General features: G+C 42.6%; 20 protein-coding genes. 7 read left to right on the top strand and 13 right to left on the bottom strand.

Annotated elements, in window-relative coordinates; genetic code table 11:
- Position 1: 1 nt before the first annotated feature.
- The 3 genes from betI to NH153_RS17630 form a co-directional block, all read right to left on the bottom strand.
- Positions 2–592, bottom strand: coding sequence for a transcriptional regulator BetI (gene betI / locus NH153_RS17640; protein WP_063706352.1), 591 nt, complete (start codon positions 590–592; stop codon positions 2–4).
- Positions 593–885: 293 nt separating this feature from the next.
- Positions 886–1,353 (bottom strand): nuclear transport factor 2 family protein, encoded by a 468-nt coding sequence (locus tag NH153_RS17635; RefSeq protein ID WP_063706350.1) that lies wholly within the window; start codon positions 1,351–1,353, stop codon positions 886–888.
- A gap of 89 nt (positions 1,354–1,442) precedes the next feature.
- Positions 1,443–2,624, bottom strand: a complete 1,182-nt coding sequence (locus tag NH153_RS17630) for an MFS transporter (protein ID WP_063706348.1) — start codon at positions 2,622–2,624, stop codon at positions 1,443–1,445.
- A 110-nt stretch (positions 2,625–2,734) separates the two neighbouring features.
- Between NH153_RS17630 and NH153_RS17625 the strand changes: the two genes are divergently transcribed.
- Together NH153_RS17625 and NH153_RS17620 are read left to right on the top strand one after the other, a co-directional pair.
- Entirely contained in the window at positions 2,735–3,622 is an 888-nt protein-coding gene (locus NH153_RS17625; protein ID WP_063706346.1) for a LysR family transcriptional regulator, read from the top strand.
- Between the two features lie 99 nt (positions 3,623–3,721).
- The gene (locus NH153_RS17620) at positions 3,722–4,813 is read left to right on the top strand and encodes an alkene reductase (protein WP_063706344.1); all 1,092 of its coding nucleotides are present in this window, start codon (positions 3,722–3,724) and stop codon (positions 4,811–4,813) included.
- 4 nt (positions 4,814–4,817) lie between these two features.
- Here NH153_RS17620 and NH153_RS17615 read toward each other — a convergent pair whose 3' ends face one another.
- A complete protein-coding gene (locus NH153_RS17615) occupies positions 4,818–5,255 on the bottom strand; it encodes a membrane-bound O-acyltransferase family protein (RefSeq protein WP_063706342.1) in 438 nt (145 codons plus the stop codon).
- Between the two features lie 150 nt (positions 5,256–5,405).
- Positions 5,406–7,826: an ATP-dependent helicase HrpB gene (gene hrpB, locus NH153_RS17610; RefSeq protein ID WP_063706340.1), complete on the bottom strand. Its 2,421-nt coding sequence runs from the start codon at positions 7,824–7,826 to the stop codon at positions 5,406–5,408.
- A 169-nt stretch (positions 7,827–7,995) separates the two neighbouring features.
- On the opposite strand from hrpB, the gene NH153_RS17605 reads away from it, so the two are divergent.
- A complete protein-coding gene (locus NH153_RS17605; RefSeq protein ID WP_082874103.1) occupies positions 7,996–8,763 on the top strand; it encodes a substrate-binding periplasmic protein in 768 nt (255 codons plus the stop codon).
- A gap of 195 nt (positions 8,764–8,958) precedes the next feature.
- Positions 8,959–9,156, top strand: coding sequence for a CsbD family protein (locus tag NH153_RS17600; protein ID WP_054562286.1), 198 nt, complete (start codon positions 8,959–8,961; stop codon positions 9,154–9,156).
- Positions 9,157–9,196: 40 nt separating this feature from the next.
- Here NH153_RS17600 and NH153_RS17595 read toward each other — a convergent pair whose 3' ends face one another.
- The 4 genes from NH153_RS17595 to NH153_RS17580 form a co-directional block, all read right to left on the bottom strand.
- Positions 9,197–10,237, bottom strand: coding sequence for a GGDEF domain-containing protein (locus NH153_RS17595; RefSeq protein ID WP_082874102.1), 1,041 nt, complete (start codon positions 10,235–10,237; stop codon positions 9,197–9,199).
- Positions 10,238–10,626: 389 nt separating this feature from the next.
- The gene (metH, locus tag NH153_RS17590) at positions 10,627–13,257 is read right to left on the bottom strand and encodes a methionine synthase (RefSeq protein WP_063706337.1); all 2,631 of its coding nucleotides are present in this window, start codon (positions 13,255–13,257) and stop codon (positions 10,627–10,629) included.
- 9 nt (positions 13,258–13,266) lie between these two features.
- The gene (locus NH153_RS17585; protein ID WP_063706335.1) at positions 13,267–14,334 is read right to left on the bottom strand and encodes a homocysteine S-methyltransferase family protein; all 1,068 of its coding nucleotides are present in this window, start codon (positions 14,332–14,334) and stop codon (positions 13,267–13,269) included.
- Complete coding sequence (locus NH153_RS17580) at positions 14,324–15,271, bottom strand: homoserine O-succinyltransferase (protein ID WP_063706332.1); 948 nt, start codon at positions 15,269–15,271, stop codon at positions 14,324–14,326. Before NH153_RS17580 ends, NH153_RS17585 begins: the two co-directional genes overlap by 11 nt.
- A gap of 199 nt (positions 15,272–15,470) precedes the next feature.
- Here NH153_RS17580 and ettA point away from each other — a divergent pair, with 199 nt between their 5' ends.
- The 3 genes from ettA (at position 15,471) to NH153_RS17565 (ending at position 18,797) form a co-directional block, all read left to right on the top strand.
- Positions 15,471–17,144 carry an energy-dependent translational throttle protein EttA gene (ettA, locus tag NH153_RS17575; protein WP_063706330.1) on the top strand — a complete coding sequence of 558 codons (1,674 nt, stop codon included), beginning with the start codon at positions 15,471–15,473 and terminating at the stop codon, positions 17,142–17,144.
- Between the two features lie 325 nt (positions 17,145–17,469).
- Positions 17,470–17,835 carry a PilZ domain-containing protein gene (locus NH153_RS17570; protein ID WP_063706328.1) on the top strand — a complete coding sequence of 122 codons (366 nt, stop codon included), beginning with the start codon at positions 17,470–17,472 and terminating at the stop codon, positions 17,833–17,835.
- A gap of 53 nt (positions 17,836–17,888) precedes the next feature.
- Positions 17,889–18,797 (top strand): histone deacetylase family protein, encoded by a 909-nt coding sequence (locus NH153_RS17565; protein ID WP_063706325.1) that lies wholly within the window; start codon positions 17,889–17,891, stop codon positions 18,795–18,797.
- 79 nt (positions 18,798–18,876) lie between these two features.
- Here NH153_RS17565 and cyoE read toward each other — a convergent pair whose 3' ends face one another.
- The 4 genes from cyoE to cyoB form a co-directional block, all read right to left on the bottom strand.
- On the bottom strand, positions 18,877–19,761 hold the full coding sequence (gene cyoE, locus NH153_RS17560; RefSeq protein ID WP_063706322.1) for a heme o synthase: 885 nt from the start codon (positions 19,759–19,761) through the stop codon (positions 18,877–18,879).
- A gap of 142 nt (positions 19,762–19,903) precedes the next feature.
- Positions 19,904–20,263 carry a cytochrome o ubiquinol oxidase subunit IV gene (gene cyoD / locus NH153_RS17555; RefSeq protein ID WP_063706320.1) on the bottom strand — a complete coding sequence of 120 codons (360 nt, stop codon included), beginning with the start codon at positions 20,261–20,263 and terminating at the stop codon, positions 19,904–19,906.
- The gene (gene cyoC / locus NH153_RS17550) at positions 20,263–20,898 is read right to left on the bottom strand and encodes a cytochrome o ubiquinol oxidase subunit III (protein WP_063706317.1); all 636 of its coding nucleotides are present in this window, start codon (positions 20,896–20,898) and stop codon (positions 20,263–20,265) included. The genes cyoD and cyoC overlap by 1 nt, the downstream gene beginning before the upstream one ends.
- Positions 20,895–22,883 (bottom strand): cytochrome o ubiquinol oxidase subunit I, encoded by a 1,989-nt coding sequence (gene cyoB / locus NH153_RS17545; RefSeq protein ID WP_063706314.1) that lies wholly within the window; start codon positions 22,881–22,883, stop codon positions 20,895–20,897. Before cyoB ends, cyoC begins: the two co-directional genes overlap by 4 nt.
- Positions 22,884–22,885: the final 2 nt, after the last annotated feature.

The raw sequence follows: 22,885 nt of genomic DNA, 5'->3' as shown, positions 1-22,885 counted from the left end.
TTTAGGCTCCATACTGTTTTATCAGTGAACGAATGTAGTCTTTAGCTAATTGCTCACAATGTTCGAATTGATCTTGGTCTGACTTACTTAATACGGCTCTTAGCCATAAACCATCGATCATGGCTGCACTTAACTCAGCAGCTAAGTTGGCATCACTATCGCTCATTAACTGTTTGAATGAGCTTAATAAGTTACTAAATAAACGTTTACTATTTACGTTTTGTAAGCGATGCAACTGGGCGTCGTGCATAGAATGCGCCCAAAAGCTCAACCAAGTTTTGGTGTTATTGCTTTGCTGCTGAATACGCGAAAAGTTTGCTTCAACGATAAACATTAATCGTTGCTCTGGGCTAGTATGCGGCGTTACTTGATTCATCAGAGCTTGCTTTAAACTCGTCAATAAATAACGCACAGTGGCTTCAATTAAGCCCTGCTTACCACCAAAATAATGACTGATAATGCCAGACGATAAGCCTGCCTTTTTACTAATGCTATTTATGGTGGTGCCTTGCAAACCAAGCTCTGCAACCGACTCTATTGTGGCGTCAATTAACTGCTGACGACGAACAGGTTCCATTCCAACTTTCGGCATAATTTTTTATTGATTGAACGTTCAATTAAAATAAAGGTTAAGGTAATGAGCATGGCAATTCAAGGTTGACAAATTGTAAACAACCGCAAAGCTACACTCGTAAGTTAAGCTAACCCACTGTTCTTACGTTTATTATCCGGAATATAAAAAAGTTTTAAATTTATTCAAAATAAAGCCTAAAAAGTATGAATTTAAGCTGAAATGCGGAAAAAAGAGAAAATTTATTGCAGGCGTATTTTTAATAAAAAAGCGCTTATAAAAGCGCTCATTTTAGGCTAAAAGTTAAGCTAAGCTCATTCGTGGTATTTACGAATCACCGCTATCTTGCCATCTTCGATTTCGAGCACATCCATAATGGTTTGCGTGTATTCAATTTCTTGCTGGTTTTGTGGGTGTATACCTTTAGCGTGATGGGTATAACGCAAAGCAATGGCAGAATCATTAAAAATAAAGGTATCGAGTAAGTTTGCTTGGTATTCAGTGTGCGCCCCAAGGTAAAAAGTCATGCCTTTACGCATCATCGCTTTGCCATCTGGCTCTCTTGAATCATCTGTTTGATAAGGTAAGTGTTGATTTGCTACATCGTCAGTTAATAAAGCTAAAAAGGCTTCTAATTCTTTGTTGGTGGCATTGGGTGCTTGTGTTGCAACCATGGTATTAAAGTACTGCTGTGCTAATGCTGTGAGCTCTGGGTTAGCTTGCTTTGCTTGGCTGCTAAATGTGCTTAGCAAACAAATAGCTAGAAAATAAAGGGGCTTCATCGTTATTCCTTGTGGTTTTAGTTAATGACTAATAATCAAACTACGCACCTAAAATAACGACAAAGCATCGAACTATCAACAATTTAGTTTTAAGCTGTTTGTGGCTTTATGATCTCACGTTTATCTAAATAACCGCTGTATCGTGTTGCAATTAGCGCCGCTAAACTGATGATAGCACCAATCCAAGCAGTGTCTTGCAATGAGTAGTTTTCAACGACAATGCCACCTAACACTGAGCCCAGCGCAATACCGATATTAAACGCAGCAATGTTTAACCCAGAGGCCACATCGACGGCATTGGGTGTAAACTTTTCGGCAAGTTTAACCACATAAACTTGCAGCCCAGGCACATTACCAAACGCAAATGCCCCCCATACAAGTATGGTCAGTACCGCAGTGACTTTAGATTGCATGGTAAAGGTCAGCACTAACAGCACAATACTTAAAGCACTAAAGATAATAGTCAGCGCACTAATGGGGCCTTTTTTATCGGCTAATTTACCGCCGTAGATATTGCCAACAGCAACCGATACCCCATATACCAGCATAATTAAACTAATGGTGGCTGATGCAAATCCAGTTTGCTGCTCTAAAATAGGCGCTAAATAGGTAAAGGCAGTAAATGTGCCACCATAACCAAGTATGGTCATCAAGTACACGAGTAAAAGCCTAGGCTGCACCATTACTTTTAATTGCTCACTCAAAGTAGCCGGTTTACTTTGCTTTAAATTGCTCGGAATTAAAAACGCGCTACCAACAAGTGCAATTAAGCCCAGTAAAGACACCACTAAAAAGGTCGCTCGCCAACCAAAGTGCTGACCAATCCAAGTCCCTAATGGCACACCGGTTACTAATGCAACCGTTAAACCAGTAAACATAATCGCAATAGCACTGGCTTCTTTATCTTTACTGACAAGCCCAGTAGCGATGGTTGAACCAATTGAGAAAAACACCCCATGGGCAAGGCCTGTTAAAATCCTTGCGGTGATCAAGCTACCATAACTAGGTGCTTGCCAAGCCAGTAAATTACCGATTACAAATAGGCTCATTAAGCTAAGTAATACATGTTTTCGATTCCAGCGTCCGGTAAGCGCGGTTAATACTGGCGCCCCCACCGCAACCCCTAATGCGTACAAGCTAACAAGTAGCCCGGCACTCGGTAACGAAACCGCTAAATCATTAGCGATAGTTGGCACTAAGCCGACAATCACAAACTCAGTGGTGCCTATGGCAAACGCACTGAGAGTTAACGCAAGTAATGCTATTGGCATCACATATCCTCTGTTTAATTTTGAAAGTGCGGCTATTGTGGCTAAAATTAAATTTGCAAAAAATAGCAGTAGTGACAAAATACTTTTGTCAAAAATGAAAAGGTAAAACCATGAGCGTGATCTCCAACACCCAAGATTTAGAAGCATTTATTAGCGTGGTTGACACCGGCGGGTTCTCAAGTGCAGCCAATGCCTTAGATGAGCAAGTTGCAAAAATATCACGGGCGGTAACTCGGCTTGAAAAATCATTAAACGTTACCTTATTCAACCGCACCACAAGGCGCATTGAGCTGACCGAAGAAGGTCAGTTATTTTTAGGCTATGCTAGAGAAGCACTGAGTCAGCTTGCACAAGGCGAAGAAGCCTTAAAGCTTCTACACTGCGCCCCATCAGGAAAATTAAGAGTCGATGCTGCAAGTCCTTTTGTGTTTCACCAATTAGCGCCACATTTAAAAGCCTTTAACCAAGCTTATCCTGACATAAAACTTGAGATCACCAGCCACGACAACATTATCGATTTGCTTGAGCATAAAACCGATATTGCTATTCGTATTGGCGAGCTTGCTGACTCAAACTTGCATGCGCGCACTTTGGGAGTTAGCAAACTACAGCTCGTTGCCAGCCCGGATTATTTAAAGACTTCATCACCTTTAAATGAGTTAACCGACTTAGCCTCGCACCAGCTTATTGGTTTTACCGATGCGCCGCATTTAAATCACTGGCCGCTAACCACGCCTTTAGACCTAAAATTTTCAATCAGTGCATCAAGTGGTGAAACTGTGCGCCAGCTTTGTATTCAAGGTCACGGCATTACCTTGTTGTCGGAATTTATGATCAACGAAGATTTAAAAGCAGGCAGTTTAGTAAAAGTGCTCGAAGGCGAGGTACTGAGCCCTAATCGCCGCGAAAAAGTGCATGCGGTGTATTATCAAAACAGTGGTGTTTCATCACGAGTATTAGCGTTTTTAGACTTTATAGCACCCAGGTTAACGCTGTAGTTTTTTGCAATTTTAACAAAAGTGTTTTGTGATTAGTGGCATTAATTTCATAAATAATTTTCGTTATGCTGAAAGCATATTCGCTTTCAAGGAGCCGTAATGAACAAATTATTCGATACCGTACAACTTGCCGGTCACACACTAAAAAACCGCATTGTCATGCCACCAATGACTCGCTCTCGCTCATCACAACCGGGTGATATCGCCAATGAGTTAATGGCCGACTACTATGCACAACGTGCCAGCGCCGGCTTAATTATTAGCGAAGGCACACAAATATCAGCCCTAGGTAAGGGCTATGCTTGGACACCGGGTATTTATACTGCCGAGCAAATTGCTGGCTGGAAAAAAGTAACCGACAAAGTTCATCAAGCTGGTGGCATTATGTTTGCTCAGCTTTGGCATGTTGGCCGCGTATCTCACCCAAGTAACACAGGTGGTGAGCAACCAATTGCGCCATCAGCGATTGCAGCTAAAGACGTCAAAGTTTTTATTGATGAAGATGACAAACCCGATTTTGTTGCCACAGCACAGCCACGCGCAATGAGCCACGACGACATCAAACAGGTTATAAACGAATACCGTCAAGCTGCCCGTAATGCTGTAGATGCAGGGTTTGATGGTATTGAACTTCATGCTGCCAATGGTTACTTAATTAATCAATTTATTGATTCAGAGTCGAACCAACGCACCGATGAATACGGCGGCAGTTTAGAAAACCGCTTACGCTTTTTACAACAAGTGACACAAGCGGTATGTGATGAAATTGGCGCTGAGCGTGTTGGCGTACGCCTTGCTCCACTCACAACACTCAATGGGACGGTCGATGAAAACCCGTTCGAAACCTATATTGGCGCAGCAAAAGTACTCAATAAACTCAACGTTGCTTACCTGCACATTGCCGAAGCTGATTGGGATGATGCGCCTTTAATGGAGCAAAGTTTTAAGCAAGCGCTACGTAAGAACTATGCTGGACTAATGATTTATGCAGGCAAGTACACTGACGAGAAAGCAGAGCAAGCATTAGCCGCAGGCTGGGCTGATTTAATTGGTTTTGGTCGCCCGTTTGTTGCCAACCCAGATCTGCCAGCGCGTATTGAACAAGGCATTGAACTGGCTCAGCATGATCCAGATACCCTATTTGGAGGCGGTGCTAAAGGCTACACTGACTACCCCTTAGCAACGCAATAACGCACTAAAAAAGGTGGCTCGTCAACCAATAGCTCAATACAATAAAGCTGATGTTGGCGAGCGCTCTAAACAACCAAGGAGCAGAGCTAAACTGTATTTGGCTGTACTTGCTTACTAATACCAAAGCGCCCATCACAGTAAACCAAGGAGTAAAAAAGAATAGTGGCTTTAACTTCACTAAACTCACTGCTAAATCGTGCAGCGCCCCACTGACAGCAAAAGTAACAACAACCGCACACCAAACCGGCATAATGTCATTGCAAGGCTTCATTACATACCGAGATAAATAATAGCTCCACACCGGATTCCAATATCGCCAAAACAGATAAAACGAGCTCGCACCCAGCGAGCGTGTCAGCATATTGCGCAGCGAATCTTTATGCCCCAGAGGCACACCTGTTCGTTTTTTAACATATTGAGCAAGGGTAATAGCTGCAGACACTGGCTTTCTCTTTTTACTAATGACTCAATTAGACTACTAAACAGTCAACAAAAGGGATACCAAAACAAGGCTGGAAATTGTAACGGTTTATGAAGCATGCAGCTCTAAGGCAAGTGATGAAGCTGAGCTAAGCACTCAGCTTCATTAAAATCACATCTTACTTTTTACTTTATTAGTTGCTTGGCTGGTGGCTGGGTCGTCTGGCCAAAAATGTTTTGGATAACGCCCTTTCATTTCTTTTTGCACATCGCGGTAACTCGTTTGCCAAAAGTTAGCTAAGTCTTGAGTTAACTGCAGCGGTCGCCTCGCTGGTGATAATAGCTCCATTAATAATGGCAGTTTACCTTGTGCCAGCAAAGGCGTGCTGGTCATACCATACACTTCTTGCATGCGTACACTGAGCTTCGCAGGGCCATCAAGCTGATAGGTCACTTTTACATTTGAACCACTTGGCACCGTTAATCGTAAGGGCAGTAATTCATTCAATAAGCTTTGCTGCTGCCAATCAAAACAGCTTTTAATTGCTTCGCTGTAATTGAACTTTTTTAATTGCTCAAGGTTTTTAATATCATCCAAATAAGGTGCAAGCCATTGGTTATCGGCAATTAATTCATCATGACTTAAAAGCGGGAATGATTCTGGTAACAGCTTACTTGCCAAACTCATTCGAATAAGTAACTGCTCACTGTCGGGCTGTTCATTAAATAACGAAAACCCCTGCTTACTAAATAAGTTTAACCACGCTTTAGTGCGTTCGCTCTTATCTAGGGGCTGTTTACTTGGCTGACTCGCTATGGTGATAGCACCGAGCTTGAGCTCATCTTGATGGATAAAACGCCCTGCTTTTTCATCGTATTCGCAGCGAGTTTGCTCAGTAAATAAATGCGAAAGCTCATCTTCAAGGTCACTTGGCATAAAGGCAACAGCAGCAAAAACACGGTTTCCTTTATGGCCGCCCATATGTGCAATGGCAATATAATCATCGTTATGCCAAAACTCCTCACTTAAGTCGGCGCCCGCACCATTGGCAAGTAAATAACCATTACCGCGCTTTTTGGCTAGGCGGTCAGGAAAGGCAAGTGCCACCAGCAGCGACAAGTGCTCTGTTTTAAGCTCATTAACCGGCTTGAGTTGCAAGCGCGATAGCCAATATGTTAATTGCTGCTTAAATACTGGATGCGGTTTGCTGTGCTGGCTATGCAATGCCAAATTAAGATCAGCTGGCATACTAATGCGGCTTTCAAGCAGTGCCGTTAAATACCCCGCTAATACATAAATACCAGGCATGCGCTGCTCTAGTTGCTTTGCCTTAATGAGCATATGCGAGAGGCGAATATCGGCTCCATAGCTCAGCATTTGGCTGCCAAGGGCTGTTAGCTTTTCATTTTCATCAATAGCTTCGAGCATTTTCAAAAGTGCCGTTGCCTGTTTAATCTGCTGGCTACTAGGTGGGTCGAGTAAGCTAAGCTCAGCAAGTGACGCCCCCCACTGCTTTGCCTCTAATAACAACTGACTAATATCACTGGTCAGAATTTCTGGCGCATCATGGCTATTACGGCGCTCAAAAGTTTGTTTAGAGCCTAATCGATACACAACCCCCGGCTCAATTCGCCCAGCACGACCAGCGCGCTGAATGGCAGAAGAACGAGAAATACTTTGCGTAACGAGCTCTGTAACACCGGTTTTTAAATTGAAATTGGCAGCACGGCGTTTGCCGCTATCAACCACAATGCGTATTCCTTCAATGGTCAAACTGGTTTCAGCGACATTGGTGGTTAATACCACTTTGCGTTTACCATGTTTAGCAGGCGCGATAGCAGCTTGTTGCTCGTTTTTATTTTGCTCACCATACAAGCTAAATACTTCGACGCTATCACCTAAATCATTTAAAGACTGCTGAACGCGCATGATTTCACGCTGCCCTGGTAAAAATACTAAAGCACTGCCCGTTTGCTCACTAAGCGCCTGTTTTATTAGTGCAGGTATGTCATCGAGCCAACGGCTTTCGTCTTTAAGTGGAATATACACTTCATCAATGGGGTAGCTTCGTCCTTGTGATGAAATAATCGGACAGCTGAAAAACTCACTGTAACGATCGCCATCTAAGGTTGCCGACATCAGTAAGATTTTTAAATCATCGCGAAGTGCCGCCTGTGTTTCGAGGGCAAATGCCAAAGCCGTATCTGCGGCAATTGAGCGCTCATGAAATTCATCAAATATAAGTAAATCAACATCACTAAGCTCTGGGTCATTTTGCAACATACGCGTCAGCATACCTTCAGTGACAATTTCGAGTTTAGTTGTAGAACTTACTTTTGATTCGCCACGAATGCGTAAGCCGACACTGTCACCGACTTTTTCATTCTGCTGACTTGCCAAATACTGGGCAATATTGCGTGCGGCCAGTCGTCTTGGCTCTAACATAACAATGCGTTTAAAGTGACCTTCGCGCATTAGGGTAAGAGGCAGCCATGTCGATTTACCCGCTCCCGGTGGCGCTTGCAATAAAGCCATTGGGTTACTCTGTAATGTGGTTAACAGGGATTGATAAATATCTTGAACTGGCAGCACGTTAGGTATCTCTTACTTTCTTTTCGCGCATTGTATCAAAAAACTAAAAATTGCGATGGCTATAGGCTTATTTTCTATCTCGGGCTTTAGAAGTGAAAACATTGCATTCTGCCAGTTTAGACTTATTCTTGATTAAACGACCAAACAAAAATCAGAATAAGGAATTAACTTGTTCAGGATTTACACCCGTATTTTAATCACCTTGCTACTTTTAGTTTTCCCGTTTCAAAAAGCGTTTAGTCAGCAAAAAATTACGGTTGCACTTGGCAATACACTACCACCTTGGGTGATGGTTGAAGACAACACAGGTATTATTCCTGACTTACTTCGTGCAACACTCGGTGTTCACGGTTATCAAATACACTTTGTCTACGTTCCCTATGCAAGGCGGATCCCTTTGTATACTGAGAACTTAGTTGATGTTGTGTCTGATATTAATGAAAAAATTATCGAAACCCATCAAATGAGCGGTTACTTTTCAGATATTGCTTACAGCTACGAGAACTTCGCTTTTAGTCTGGCCAAGCAAAACCTGCAGCTTAGCTCTATTGCACAATTAAAACACTTTAGTGTTCTTTCATGGCAAGGTGCAAAAGAATTACTCACACCAGAATATCAAGCAATGGCCAGAGAAAACCCACAATACGCAGAAACCTATGATCAACTTGCACAAGTACAGCTTTTGTATCGAGAGCGCTACGAGGTGATCCAGATGGACGGTAAAATTTTTGATTATTATCGAGCGTTAATTAATATCAATGACGAAATTGATGTCTCTAAACCTGTACAACGATTTGCGTTATTTGGCAAAAATCCCAGTGGCTTTTTATTCCGAGACGAAGCCTTAAGAGACCAGTTTAACGAGAACTTACGTAAACTAAAATCAACTGAAGAATACACGCGGATAATCAATCGCTATACATCTAAAAGCCACTAAGTATCTAAAAACTAGCGCAACAGAAAATATTACAGGCTGATTCTAAAAACTACGTAGTAATTGCAAACTTTTAAATTCCACTCATTATATGTAAAAGCATAAAACAACTATAAATCAATCAGTTAATAAATTCGCCAAGTTGGTACAGCGATTGCTATTACTAAGATGAATGTTTAACAAAGTAAGGAGATTATGATGAACAGCGATCGTTTAGAAGGCAACTGGAAAGAGCTTAAAGGTAAAGCACAACGTAAATGGGGTGACCTTACCGATGATGATTTAGATAAAATTGAAGGTAGCCGTAAAGAGCTGGTTGGTAAACTTCAGCAAAAATACGGTAAATCGAAGGAAGAAGCTGAGCGTGAAGTCAGCGACTTTGAAAAAAGCCATTAATTTGAGCAATCAATAAAGCCGCTAATTGCGGCTTTATTTATCAAGCCGGCTCATGCTTCGCTAAATCAACTTCAGCAACCGTTTGATTTTTACCTTGCGATTTAGCGCGGTAAAGCCGTTTATCGGCAATGTTCAAACAGTGATCCACGCTCTCATCAGCAACGCGCACGTACAAACCAATACTTAAGGTGACATTAAAACGATGCTGGCCGCTCGTAAATGGCTTTTCAGCAAGCTTCTTATGGATTTTTTCAGCGACTTTTCTGGCTCTAAGCTCATACCCTGTTGGGATCACAATTAAGAACTCTTCGCCGCCCCAACGGGAAATAACATCTTCTTCTGTGCACACTTCTTTAAAGACATCAGCGAAAAATATTAGCACCTCATCGCCCACTTGATGACCGTAGGTGTCGTTGATTTGCTTAAAGTTATCAACATCCATCAGCAAGAACACAGCCCCTTCGCAAAAGCGCTTATCTTGCAAGCACTCAGTTGCGTAGCGACGGTTAGCGAGTTCAGTCATCGCATCAGTACGTGCAAGCTTTTGATTAAGCTTAAGTTGTTCCATTAACTGCAAACTGTATTTGTTGCGGTAATATTCGTAGAAGCCACCCAAAATACATAAAATCGAGAAACACAGCATGACACGTGTAGGAAAATAATGACTCGGATAACTGTAATAACCAAATTGATCGGTAAAATAGAAAAGCACCGAGATAATACTGGCAAGCAAGATAAGATCGAACGCTCCGCGCTTTAAGCCACGAATAAAAAAGGTCACAGGAGATACGATAAACAACCACAATGGCCCCGTGCCATTACTACCTCCTGATACGATTAAAAAACACATCATCGAATAGAGAGCGTACAGCATAAGTACTGCTATGGTTTCGTCACGATTTTTAATAACGAAAGGTGAGGCAAACACAAAGCCGCCAATAATCAATAAATAGCTAAGGGCATGGTATCCATCTTGATAGCTGGTGATCGCCATTAAAAACGAAGTGATCGAACCAATAAATGCAAAAACACGTAAAAATCGTGCTTTATCTTTGTCGCTTGCATTCACTGTATCAATCACAATTTCACCTTAGATTTCTTGATCAATCTCAACAATACCAATCCGCAATAATACTTAATCATTTTGAGGGATTAAACCTGTCGCTACCTGCGTTAAAAATTTCTGATTTACGACTGCATGGATGCAGAAGGTAGAGCAATGCAGGAGCAATTGCCGAGCACAACTAAATAACGAAATTTTTGCCTTGTTATCAACGAGGTTTTATTGCCTCAAAATAGACCACTTTATTAAGCGAATTGGTATAACTTTAACACAAATATTTAAATTAGAAGGAATTTGCCAGTATTAAAACAATTAAAAAGAAAAAAGTATGATAAAAAATGAGCATAAAAAACGAGCCATTTGTGGGCTCGTTTTTAATTTAAACAAAAGCTAATAACTAAAGGTTATTATTCTGGTTCATAGCCCAAATTAGGCGACAACCAACGCTCAGCTTCTGCAAGAGTCATGTTGGTACGCTTAGCGTAATCTTCAACCTGATCTTTTTGAATTTGCGCCACTGCGTAGTACTTAGCTTCAGGGTGAGAGAAATACCAACCAGAAACCGCCGCACCCGGCCACATTGCGTATGAACTTGTTAGTTTCATGCCGATACGCTTTTCGGTATTAAGTAACTGCCAGATTTTCTTCTTCTCTGTATGTTCAGGACAAGCCGGGTAACCTGGCGCTGGGCGAATACCTTGGTAGTTTTCACGAATAAGTTCATCATTCGATAGGTTTTCATCTACCGCATAGCCCCAATACTCTTTACGTACTTGCTCATGCAAATATTCAGCAAACGCTTCTGCTAAACGGTCAGCAACGGCTTTAACCATGATCTTATTGTAATCATCTTGCTTAGCATCGAAGGCATCGGCAAGGTCGTCTTCTTCAAGACCACCAGTAACCGCAAACGCACCAAAGTAATCTGGGGTGCCTTTAGGCGCTATATAATCAGCTAAACAGTAGTTAGCAAACTCGGTTTTTTCAGTTTGCTGACGTAAATGACACGATGTAGTTAAAAGCGTTGTACGCGATTCATCGGTGTAAATCTCAATATCATCCCCTACTCGGTTTGCAGGGAATAAACCAATGACACCTAGAGGTTGTAGTGCACCTGATTGCTCTAGCTCATCAAGCATTGCATTAGCATCTGCGAATAAGCTTTTAGCCTGTTCACCCACAATTTCATCTTCAAGAATACGTGGATACTTACCAGCGATTGACCACGTCATGAAATAAGGTGTCCAGTCGATGTACTGTCTTAACGTCGCAATCGAAACATTTTTAAATTCAGTCACACCTAGCTTTTTCGGCACAGGTGGTGTGTAGTTGTCCCAATCCAATTTTACTGCGTTGTCACGAGCACGCTGTAAAGTAACTGGTTTTGAGCGTGGCTTTTTACGCGCTTGTTGTTCACGTACTTTTTCATACTCAGCCTTGGTTTTCTCTAAAAATGCCGGCTTTAACTCTTTTGACAATAAATTAGAAACCACACCCACAGCGCGGCTGGCGTTATTGACATAAACCACACCTTTATCATACTGAGGCTCAATTTTAACCGCGGTATGCGCTTTAGAGGTTGTTGCACCACCAATCAGTAGCGGTAATTCAAAACCACGACGGGTCATTTCTTTGGCAACATGCACCATTTCATCAAGGGATGGGGTAATAAGCCCTGATAAACCAATAATATCGGCTTTTTCGTCAATGGCGGTTTGCAAAATTTTCTCTGCAGGCACCATCACACCAAGGTCGATAACCTCGTAGTTATTACATTGCAGTACCACGCCTACGATATTTTTACCAATGTCGTGTACGTCGCCCTTAACGGTTGCCATAACCACTTTACCATTGGTTGCGCCCTCTTCTTTTTCAGCTTCAATGAAAGGGTCAAGATAGGCAACGGCACGCTTCATTACACGAGCTGACTTAACAACCTGAGGTAAGAACATTTTACCCGCGCCGAATAGGTCACCAACGACGTTCATGCCGTCCATAAGCGGGCCTTCGATCACTTCGATAGGCTTAGCTTTGCCCTTGCGGCACTCTTCGGTATCTTCATCGATGTATTCGGTAATGCCTTTTACTAGCGCATGTTCAAGACGCTTTTCAACAGGCCAAGTACGCCATTCTAAATCTTCAACTTTTTCCGCTTGCGCCATACCTGAGTATTTGGGTGCAAGTTCAACTAGTCGCTCACCAGCACCTGGGTCGGTATTGAGGATCACATCTTCCACGGCTTTACGCAGCTCTAAAGGAATATCATCATAAACCGCTAATTGACCCGCATTTACAATGCCCATGTCCATACCCGCTTTAATCGCGTGGTATAAAAACACAGAGTGAATAGCTTCGCGTACTGGGTTATTACCACGGAACGAGAACGACACATTCGATACACCACCCGACACTTTACAGTGCGGTAAGCCTTGCTTAATTCGGCGCGTACCTTCGATAAACTCAACCGCGTAGTTATCGTGCTCTTCAATGCCCGTTGCAACAGCAAAAATGTTCGGGTCAAAAATAATGTCTTCAGGCGGAAAGCCAATATCTTCAACAAGAATTTTGTAGCTACGCTGACAAATCTCGAACTTACGATCAGCGGTTTCAGCTTGCCCTGTTTCATCAAACGCCATTACAACTGCTGCGGCACCAAAGCGTTTAATTAGCTTAGCTTGGCGGATGAACGGCTCTTCACCTTCTTTAAGTGAAATTGAGTTTACAATGGCTTTGCCTTGAATACATTTTAAGCCCGCTTCAATCACGTCCCATTTCGATGAGTCGACCATGATCGGTACTTTTGAGATATCAGGCTCTGAGGCAATTAAGTTTAAAAACTTTACCATCGCCGCTTTTGAGTCCAACATGGCTTCATCCATGTTGATATCAATCACTTGCGCGCCATTTTCTACCTGTTCACGGGCAACGTTAAGAGCGGTCTCGTAATCTTCTTCCATGATTAAGCGCTTAAACATAGCCGAACCAGTTACATTGGTACGCTCACCGACGTTAGTAAATACAGCAATTTGGTCAGTCATGTCGGTTTCCTAGTTTAAGTTACACGCTTCAAGGCCCGATAAGCGCATACGCACTTCAAGCTCTGGCAATTGACGTGGCTTAACACCACTCAGGCCTTTTGCAAACGCCTTAATATGAGCCGGTGTGGTGCCACAACAACCACCTACAATATTAATAAAGCCAGATTTACCCCAGTCGATAATTTCTTTTGCCATTTCAGGGGCTTCTAAATCATATTCACCAAACTCATTCGGTAAACCGGCATTGGGATGCACCGAGGTAAAGGTTTCGCAAACACGTGATAACTCTTCAACATATTGACGCAGTAAATCAGGGCCAAGGGCGCAGTTAAGGCCGATTGATAGCGGTTTAATATGGCGAATTGAGTTATAAAATGCTTCTGTGGTTTGTCCTGATAAAGTACGGCCTGAGGCATCGGTAATGGTGCCTGAGATCATCACCGGTAAACTACGACCAGCTTGCTCGAATGCTTCTTCTACGGCAAACGAAGCCGCTTTAGCATTAAGGGTATCAAAGATGGTTTCTATTAAAATAAGGTCAGCCCCACCTTCCATCAGTGCCAGTGTCGACTCAACATACGCAGCCACCAGCTTATCAAAGTTGATATTACGGTAACCCGGGTCGTTTACATCTGGAGAGATAGAGCAGGTTTTTGATGTTGGTCCAAGTACACCGGCTACATAACGCGGTTTGCTAGGATCGTTTGCTTCAAACTCATCACAGACGCTGCGTGCAAGTTTCGCTGATTCGAGGTTGATTTCGCGGCTAAGGCTCGCCATATCGTAATCTTCCATCGAAATAGTCGTGGCATTAAAGGTATTCGTTTCGATGATATCAGCCCCCGCCTCTAAATAGGCACGGTGAATATCCGCAATGATTTTTGGCTGAGTCAGGCTTAATAAATCGTTATTGCCTTTAATAAGTACATGCCAGTCTTTAAAGCGCTCACCGCGATAATCCTGTTCTTCTAATTTATGTTCTTGGATCATGGTGCCCATCGCGCCATCGAGGATTAAAATTCGCTGTTTTAGCGCCTCGGTTAATTGTTCGCGTTTATTCACTGCATTACTCGGCATAGTTGTTAGTCCTTACATCTTGGCTAACTAAGTTAATATCATACGGTGTAGTTTGGTACACATAATAGTTTAACCAATTCGAAAACAATAAAAAGGCATGGCTTTGCCAGGTCTTCGACGGTTCGTTGTCTGGGTTATCGTCTGGGAAGTAATTTTCTGGCTTAGGTGCATCCGCTGATTTTTCTTGGTCACGCAAATACTCCCCTTTAAGGGTATGTGCATCGTACTCTGGATGGCCCGTAATATACACTTGGCTGCCTGATTTATTTTTAATTAAGTAGGCACCTACTCGCTCAGAACCAGCTAATACCACCAAATCATCGCAGGCAGTGATCTTGTCGATATCAATATGACCATAGCGAGAGTGTGGCACTAAAAAGGTATCATCAAAACCACGAGTGAGTGCTGCATGGTCAAAATAACTTTTATGGGTAAATACGCCGCTTAATTTATTTGGTTTAAGTTCGCGCTTAAGACCATAGTGATGATATAGACCCGCATGGGCCGCCCAACACGAAAACAGCGTAGACGTAACATGTTGCTCAGCCCAATCTAAAATAACTTTTAGCTCGTCCCAGTAAGCAACTTCGTCATACTCTAAATGAGCAAGCGGCGCCCCAGTGATAATCATGGCATCGTAGTTATTATCTTTCACTTCTGAAAAATAGCGATAAAACGTATCCATGTGCTGCTCAGAGTGACTACTGGTGCGGTGAGTATCTAAGCGCAACAGCTCAACATTAACTTGTAGCGGTGAATTAGCTAACAAGCGAATAAACTGCACTTCGGTTTCAACCTTGTTTGGCATTAAGTTTAAGATGGCCAAACGCATTGGGCGTATCTCTTGCGTTTTCGCGCGACTTTTTGGCATTACAAACACGTTTTCTTGGCGTAATTTTGCAATGGCTGGCAATTCATCTTTTACTGTAATGGGCATAGCTGGCTCCGAGCATACTTATCTGACTGCTAATTATGAACGGATAGTTAGAAATTTCAACCTCTAGATGTTTAGATGTCCAAATGAATTTTATTTGTTTGAAAGCAAAGCCCATAAAAGCCTGTTTCGTTGACGTATACGCGACAGAGCCTCTACAATATACGCTGTTAATTTTTCTTATAAATTGAAGGCTCCTTTCATGGTGTTACCAGATAAGTTTATATTCTCGATGAGTCGAGTTTCTAAGGTTGTGCCACCTAAGCGCACTATCTTAAAAGATATTTCTTTACACTTTTTCCCAGGCGCAAAAATTGGTGTACTAGGTCTAAACGGTGCAGGTAAATCAACGTTACTTCGCATTATGGCTGGTGTTGACCAAGACTTTGAAGGTGAAGCTCGCCCTCAACCAGGCACTAAAATCGGTTACTTACCGCAAGAACCCGTGCTAGACGAGAACAAAACAGTTCGCGAAACAGTAGAAGAAGCAGTAAGCGAAGTTAAAAATGCACTTAATCGTCTTGATGAAGTATACAACGAGTATGCAATGGACGGTGCTGACTTCGATGCACTTGCGAAAGAGCAAGGTGAACTTGAAGCTATCATCCAAGCACACGATGGTCACAATATCGACAACGTGTTAGAGCGTGCAGCTGATGCATTACGTCTTCCACCTTGGGATGCAAAAATTGAACACCTTTCGGGTGGTGAGCGTCGCCGTGTTGCGATCTGTCGTTTACTACTTGAAAAACCAGATATGCTTATTCTTGACGAACCGACCAACCACTTAGACGCTGAGTCAGTTGCTTGGTTAGAGCGCTTCTTACACGACTACGAAGGTACCGTAGTTGCTGTAACCCACGACCGTTACTTCTTAGATAACGTAGCAGGTTGGATTTTAGAACTTGACCGTGGTGAAGGTATTCCTTGGGAAGGTAACTACTCATCGTGGCTTGAGCAAAAAGATTTACGTTTACAACAAGAACAGAAATCTGAAAAAGCACGTCAAAAATCAATCGCACAAGAACTTGAATGGGTTCGTTCAAATCCGAAAGGCCGTCAAGCTAAGTCTAAAGCACGTATGGCACAGTTCTCTGAGCTACAGCAAAACGATTACCAAAAGCGTAACGAAACGAATGAACTATTCATTCCACCGGGTCCACGCTTAGGTGACCAAGTTATCGAAGTGAAAGGCCTGAAGAAGAGTTTTGGCGATCGCGTATTAATCGATGACCTAAACTTTGCAATGCCGAAAGGCGCTATCGTAGGTATTATCGGTGCCAATGGTGCGGGTAAATCGACACTATTCAAAATGCTAAGTGGTGAAGAAACGCCAGATAGCGGTGAGATCATTGTTGGTGAAACCGTTGAACTTGCAACGGTTGATCAGTTCCGTGGCGACATGGACGAGAGCAACACGGTTTTCCAAGAAATCTCTAACGGTCAAGACGTATTGAAAATTGGTAACTTTGAATTCCCAAGCCGTGCCTATGTTGGCCGCTTTAACTTCAAAGGTAACGACCAACAAAAATTCGTTAAAGACTTATCAGGTGGTGAGCGAAACCGTTTACACCTAGCTAAGCTATTAAAAGCAGGTGGTAACGTATTACTACTGGATGAGCCAACCAATGACCTAGACGTTGAAACACTACGTGCACTTGAGAACGCTATTTTAGAGTTCCCTGGCTGTGTAATGTGTATCTCGCATGACCGTTGGTTCCTTGACCGTATTGCTACACATATTCTTGATTACCGTGACGAAGGCCAAATTAACTTCTTCGATGGTAACTACACAGAATACGAAGAGTGGTTGAAGAAAACCTTAGGCGCAGAAGCGGCACAACCTAAGCGTATTAAATACAAAAAAATTGGCTAATTAGCTGATACTTAAAAAGCCCCAACTTAGGGGCTTTTTTGTTGCAGTAAGCTTTACTATCACTCACTCCATTATGATCTATACTTATTAATACCAATTCGCTTAATTATGTAGTCAATTTTGAGGCAAGGAAACCTCGTTGATAGCAAGGCAAAAATTTCGTTATTTAGTTATGCTCGGCAATTGCTCCTGCATTGCTCTACCTTCTGCATCCATGCAGTCGTAAATCAGAAGTTTTTAACGCAGTTAGCGACAGGTTTAATCCCTCAAAATGATTAAGTATTATTAAGGATTGGTATACGTTAATAAAGTTGGAGATACAGCTATGAATGAACGCAGAGAGTTTTCGCGGGTATTATTTTATTGCCCTGCGATACTTCGCATTGAAGGTAACGACTATCACTGTCAGTTACTTGATCTATCTTTGCAAGGTGCGCTTATTACTAAAAGTGATTCATTTTTAGTGCCTATTCATAGTAAAGCTGACTTAATCTTTACCCTGCCAGAGTCATCAATCGAGATTAAAATGCAAGTGGAGCTATGTCATGTTGAGCATCAACATGCAGGCCTTCGCTGTGAACATATCGATATTGATAGTATTACTCACTTAAAACGGTTGATTGAGCTAAATCTGGGTGATGAAGCATTATTACATCGCGAGTTAGGCCATTTAATTCACGCGCCAGAGTAAACTTTTATCGGTAGATTCGTTATGCTGTAGCAAATTCAGCTATTCAATGAGCTATGCAGTTAAATCCCCACTTACCCTTGGTGTATCACCCAAATTACTCGTTTAGTTTCGATCCTAACCATCGCTTTGTGATGAGTAAGTTTGCTTATTTATATGAGCATGTACAAAGCCTTGGATTAATAAATGATAACCTAACTCAACCACTGCTCGGCAGCCCTGAGCCTCTTGAATTAGTGCACTGCGAAAACTATATCCACGACCTTTGGCACAATCGATTAGATGAAAAAGCAATGCGCCGCATTGGCTTACCTTGGTCAAAAGAGCTAATGGCACGTACTTTTACCGCTCCTTTGGGCACCTTGCAAACGGCACGTTTAGCACTTAAACATGGTATTGCTTGCCACTTAGCTGGAGGCACTCACCATGCACATACTGATTTTGGTTCGGGCTATTGCATGGTAAACGACCTCGCGTTTACCAGTGAAACCCTGATAAAAAGTGGTGAAGTGACCAATGTACTTATTTTTGACTTAGATGTTCATCAAGGTGATGGTACCGCTGCGATGTTAGCGCATCAGCCTTATGCTTATACCTGCTCTATTCACTGTGAGAAGAATTTTCCGTTTCGCAAATCAGCCAGTGATTTAGACATAGGTTTAGCGCCGAATGTCGCTGATAGTGAATACTTAGGCGTAGTTGACGATACGCTGAGTTATTTATTAAACACCTTAAACCCAGACTTAGTGCTTTATGATGCAGGTGTTGATGTTTGGCAGCAAGATGGTTTAGGGAAACTCGATATAAGCTGGCAAGGGATTGAGCAACGCGACCATTTAGTTCTCAAGCGTTGCCTTGAGCACAATGTGCCTGTCGCAACAGTAATTGGAGGTGGTTATGATAAGGACCATCGCCGTTTAGCGGCTCGTCATGGCATTGTGGTAGAGCAAGCTGCCCGCTTTTAAAAACGATAAAGAAAAAAGGCCCGGAGGAGACTTCCGGGCCTTTGCTACTGTAACATTGGGATATGTTAGCAACTTTTTTCTAAGTTAAAACAAGTAGCTGTGGAGCTACTGAATGGTAATCTAAAGCCATCGCTATGCTCAAAACCGTGATGTTTACAATTGAAAAAGCAAACACTTGGCGCGCCCACCCGCTTATATCAATATTGCGACGATAGCCACGGAGCGCCATTAGCAACCACCAAAAACTCGTTGTACAGGCTACAGCCATAAAGGCTAAACCTGTATAACCACTAATGGTTAATAACATCACAACCAACGCATACACGGCGATATATAAAACAATGTGATGCTTTGCCTTCTCGATCCCCTGCGCTACAGGTAACACGGGAATTCTGGCCGCTTGGTAGTCGTTATAACGAAAGATTGCAATTGCATATGAATGAGGCATTTGCCATAGACTAAACATGACCAATAAAATCACAGCACCGGCATCAAACTGCCCAGTCACGGCACAATAACCCACAACAGGCGGTACTGCGCCAGATAAACTACCTACAAAGGTGCCATACACAGAACGACGTTTCATATATAAGCTGTACACACCTACGTAGATGACGTAACCAAAAGTAGCAAATAAGAGTGCCACTACGTTGGTATACACAGCTAATAAACCGAAACCAATAACACCAAGCACGATGCCATGTGCCATAGCCGCCTTTGCTGACATTTCGCCAGTCACTGTGACGCGTTTGCGAGTGCGCGCCATAGCAACATCAATATCACGATCAATTACGTTATTAATCGCGCATCCTGATGCCACTACTAAAGATAACCCTAGCAAGGTTGCGATCATTAACCATGGGTCAATGTCACCACGAGAGGCTAGCAAGAATCCCCCCGCGACAGAAATCAAATTACCCATGATAATGCCAGGTTTAGTGACATTTAAATAACGTCGAAACACTTCCTCGACTCCTCTAATTTTCAGCACAAACGCAATATTACGAAAGAAACTAGTTAGTAACAGACTGTAAGAACTGGAGACACAACCTCAGACTAACCAGCTCCTTTCGTAAATCTTTTTACCAATTACAAAGTAATTGTTATTAGTACATCATCATGGCGTTCGATTCGTAGATGATCCACACCGACAAACCAACCACCATCACGATGATTAAAGCACTAAAGATAAACGACATTGAACTTGCTTTGCCGTCTTCAGTTTTGAAGTTTAGGTGTAAGAAATATTTCAAATGCACCCAAATTTGCACAATTGCCATGCTCACTATGCACCATACGGTGGTCGTTTTAGAAAACGAACCACTCATTACAGCCCAAAATGGAATAGCCGTTAAAATCACTGACAATACAAAACCAATTAAATAGTCTTTAACGCTGCCATGTGATTGCTCATTATGTGCGTGTACTTCTAAGTTATTAATTACATGTGATTCACTGTGACTCATTACATTGCTCCCATTAAATAAACAACGGTAAATACACAGATCCACACCACATCTAAGAAGTGCCAGAATAAGCTTAAACAACTTAGGCGTGTCACTGTTTGTGGGTTTAAACCACGGCGAATAACTTCAATCATCATTACCGTCATCCAAATTAGACCCGCAGTAACGTGAAGACCGTGTAAGCCCACTAAAGAGAAAAACGATGTTAAAAAGGCACTTTGTTGTGGGCCATTACCGTGTGCAATTAGGTGATGGAATTCATACACTTCCATACCAATGAACACAGCGCCAAAAGCAAAGGTAACCAGCAACCAAGTTAACGTAGCCGCCTTTTTCTGCCCGTGAGCAGAGATCATCGCAAAGCCAAATGTGATACTACTAAGTAGTAGTGCTGCGGTTTCAACCGCCACAAAATCAAGTTCAAAAATGTCTTTACCCGACACACCGCCAGCGGTGTTCATGAACAATACTGCGTAGGTTGCAAAGAATGATGCAAACAGCAGACAGTCAGTCATAAGGTATAGCCAGAAGCCAAATACGGTGTTACCACCTGTATCGTGGTGCTCATGGTCATGTGCATCGACATGACCGTGTGCGCCGTTTAAGGTGTCTAGTCCAGCAGGAATGGCACTCATGCATTCACCTCCTTCGTAGCGGCTGTATTGTGAGCCGTTTCTAGTTCAACAATTTCATCTGGTTGCACGTAGTAATCTACATCGCTGGTGTAACAACGCTTGATGAATACAACGATAGCACCCAGTAAACCAAAGGCTGCAAGCCACCAAATGTGCCAAATCATGGCAAAACAGAAGGTTGTTATACCTGCGCTCATTAACACACCTGCCGGTGTATTTTTTGGCATGTGAATTGGGCTATAAGACGTTTCTTGTTTGTAAGCTAGGCCTTTTTCTTTCATGTCTGTCCACGCATCGATGTCATCAATATGTGGGATTTTTGCAAAGTTGTAGTACTGCGGAGGAGAAGCAGATGCCCACTCAAGAGTATGACCATTCCACGGATCGCCCGTTGTATCATCAAGTTGCTCGCGGTTTTTGAAGCTCACTACAAGTTGTACAACTTGGAATAAGATACCGAACAGAATGATTACCGCACCGCCAGCTGCAATGTATAACCAGATATTCCAATCAGGGTTGTTAGTGTGGTTTAAGCGACGTGTCATACCTAAGAAACCAAGTACGTATAACGGCATGAATGCCACGAAGAAACCAATTAACCAACACCAGAAAGACTTTCTGCCCCAGCTTTCATCAAGCTTGAAGCCCATTGCTTTAGGGAACCAGTAAGCAAAACCTGCTAAGTAACCAAATACCGCACCACCAATAATAGTGTTATGGAAGTGAGCGATTAAGAATAAGCTGTTATGTAATACGTAGTCAGCACCTGGAATTGCAAGTAGAACACCCGTCATACCACCGATAGTGAACGTCACCATAAAACCTAAAGTCCAAAGGACAGGCACAGTAATACGTAAACGACCACGATACATAGTGAACAGCCAGTTAAACAACTTAACCCCGGTCGGTACTGCAATAACCATGGTCATAACACCAAAGAAGGCATTAACGTTAGCGCTTGAACCCATCGTAAAGAAGTGATGAAGCCAAACGATGAAACCTAAAATTGAAATTGCACCACTTGCGTAAACCATCGACTTATAACCAAACAGACGTTTACCCGCAAACGTAGAGATTACTTCTGAGAAAATACCAAACGCAGGTAAGATCAGAATGTAAACTTCAGGGTGACCCCATGCCCAGAATAAGTTGATGTACATCATCGCGTTACCGCCAGCCGCATTCGTAAAGAAGTGGAAGTCTAGGTAACGGTCAAGGGTAAGCATTGCCAGTACCGCTGTTAAAATAGGGAACGATGCTGCCACTAAGATATTTGCCCATGTACATGTCCATGTGAAAATTGGCATTTTCATCAATGTCATGCCTGGCGCACGCATCTTAAATACGGTTGCTAAGAAGTTTACCGCTGTTAATAAGGTACCCAAGCCGGATATCTGCAAGGCCCAAATATAGTAATCGACCCCGACACCTGGACTGAATGACAATTCAGACAACGGTGGATATGCAACCCAACCCGTTTTTGCAAACTCACCAAAGAATAATGAGATATTGATAAGAATTGCACCGCCAGCAGTTAACCAAAAGCTAAGGTTATTTAAGAATGGGAATGCAACATCACGAGCACCAATTTGCAGAGGTAAAATGATGTTCATTAAACCAATCATAAACGGCATCGCCATAAAGATGATCATGATCACCCCATGCGCCGTAAAGATTTGGTCATAATGCTCTGGTGGTAAGTAACCACTTGCACCGCCGGTAGCCATTGCTAATTGCAGTCGCATCATAATAGCATCCGCGAAACCACGGAAAAGCATGATAAGCGCAAGAATGATGTACATAACACCTAAACGCTTATGGTCGATTGAGGTGATCCAGTCGTGCCAAATCACGCCCCATTTTTTATATTTTGTTACTAAGCCTGCCACTAACAGACCTAAGACAGCAACGACCGCCATGGTAACCATGATAATTGGTTCATGGTACGGGATTGCGTCTAATGTTAATTTACCTAACAACGACATGA

It is taken from the genome of Pseudoalteromonas gelatinilytica (assembly GCF_001641615.1).
Taxonomy (GTDB): Bacteria; Pseudomonadota; Gammaproteobacteria; order Enterobacterales; family Alteromonadaceae; genus Pseudoalteromonas; species Pseudoalteromonas gelatinilytica.
The sequence above is the reverse complement of the archived record's forward strand: the minus strand, read 5'-3'. Positions and strand labels throughout refer to the sequence as shown.

Coding starts and splice junctions, on each gene's coding strand:
- betI (WP_063706352.1), bottom strand. CDS start 592: ATGCCGAAAGTTGGAATGGAACCTGTTCGTCGTCAGCAGTTAATTGAC.
- NH153_RS17635 (WP_063706350.1), bottom strand. CDS start 1,353: ATGAAGCCCCTTTATTTTCTAGCTATTTGTTTGCTAAGCACATTTAGC.
- NH153_RS17630 (WP_063706348.1), bottom strand. CDS start 2,624: ATGCCAATAGCATTACTTGCGTTAACTCTCAGTGCGTTTGCCATAGGC.
- NH153_RS17625 (WP_063706346.1), top strand. CDS start 2,735: ATGAGCGTGATCTCCAACACCCAAGATTTAGAAGCATTTATTAGCGTG.
- NH153_RS17620 (WP_063706344.1), top strand. CDS start 3,722: ATGAACAAATTATTCGATACCGTACAACTTGCCGGTCACACACTAAAA.
- NH153_RS17600 (WP_054562286.1), top strand. CDS start 8,959: ATGAACAGCGATCGTTTAGAAGGCAACTGGAAAGAGCTTAAAGGTAAA.
- metH (WP_063706337.1), bottom strand. CDS start 13,257: ATGACTGACCAAATTGCTGTATTTACTAACGTCGGTGAGCGTACCAAT.
- NH153_RS17585 (WP_063706335.1), bottom strand. CDS start 14,334: ATGCCGAGTAATGCAGTGAATAAACGCGAACAATTAACCGAGGCGCTA.
- NH153_RS17580 (WP_063706332.1), bottom strand. CDS start 15,271: ATGCCCATTACAGTAAAAGATGAATTGCCAGCCATTGCAAAATTACGC.
- ettA (WP_063706330.1), top strand. CDS start 15,471: ATGGTGTTACCAGATAAGTTTATATTCTCGATGAGTCGAGTTTCTAAG.
- NH153_RS17570 (WP_063706328.1), top strand. CDS start 17,470: ATGAATGAACGCAGAGAGTTTTCGCGGGTATTATTTTATTGCCCTGCG.
- NH153_RS17565 (WP_063706325.1), top strand. CDS start 17,889: ATGCAGTTAAATCCCCACTTACCCTTGGTGTATCACCCAAATTACTCG.
- cyoD (WP_063706320.1), bottom strand. CDS start 20,263: ATGAGTCACAGTGAATCACATGTAATTAATAACTTAGAAGTACACGCA.
- cyoC (WP_063706317.1), bottom strand. CDS start 20,898: ATGAGTGCCATTCCTGCTGGACTAGACACCTTAAACGGCGCACACGGT.
- cyoB (WP_063706314.1), bottom strand. CDS start 22,883: ATGTCGTTGTTAGGTAAATTAACATTAGACGCAATCCCGTACCATGAA.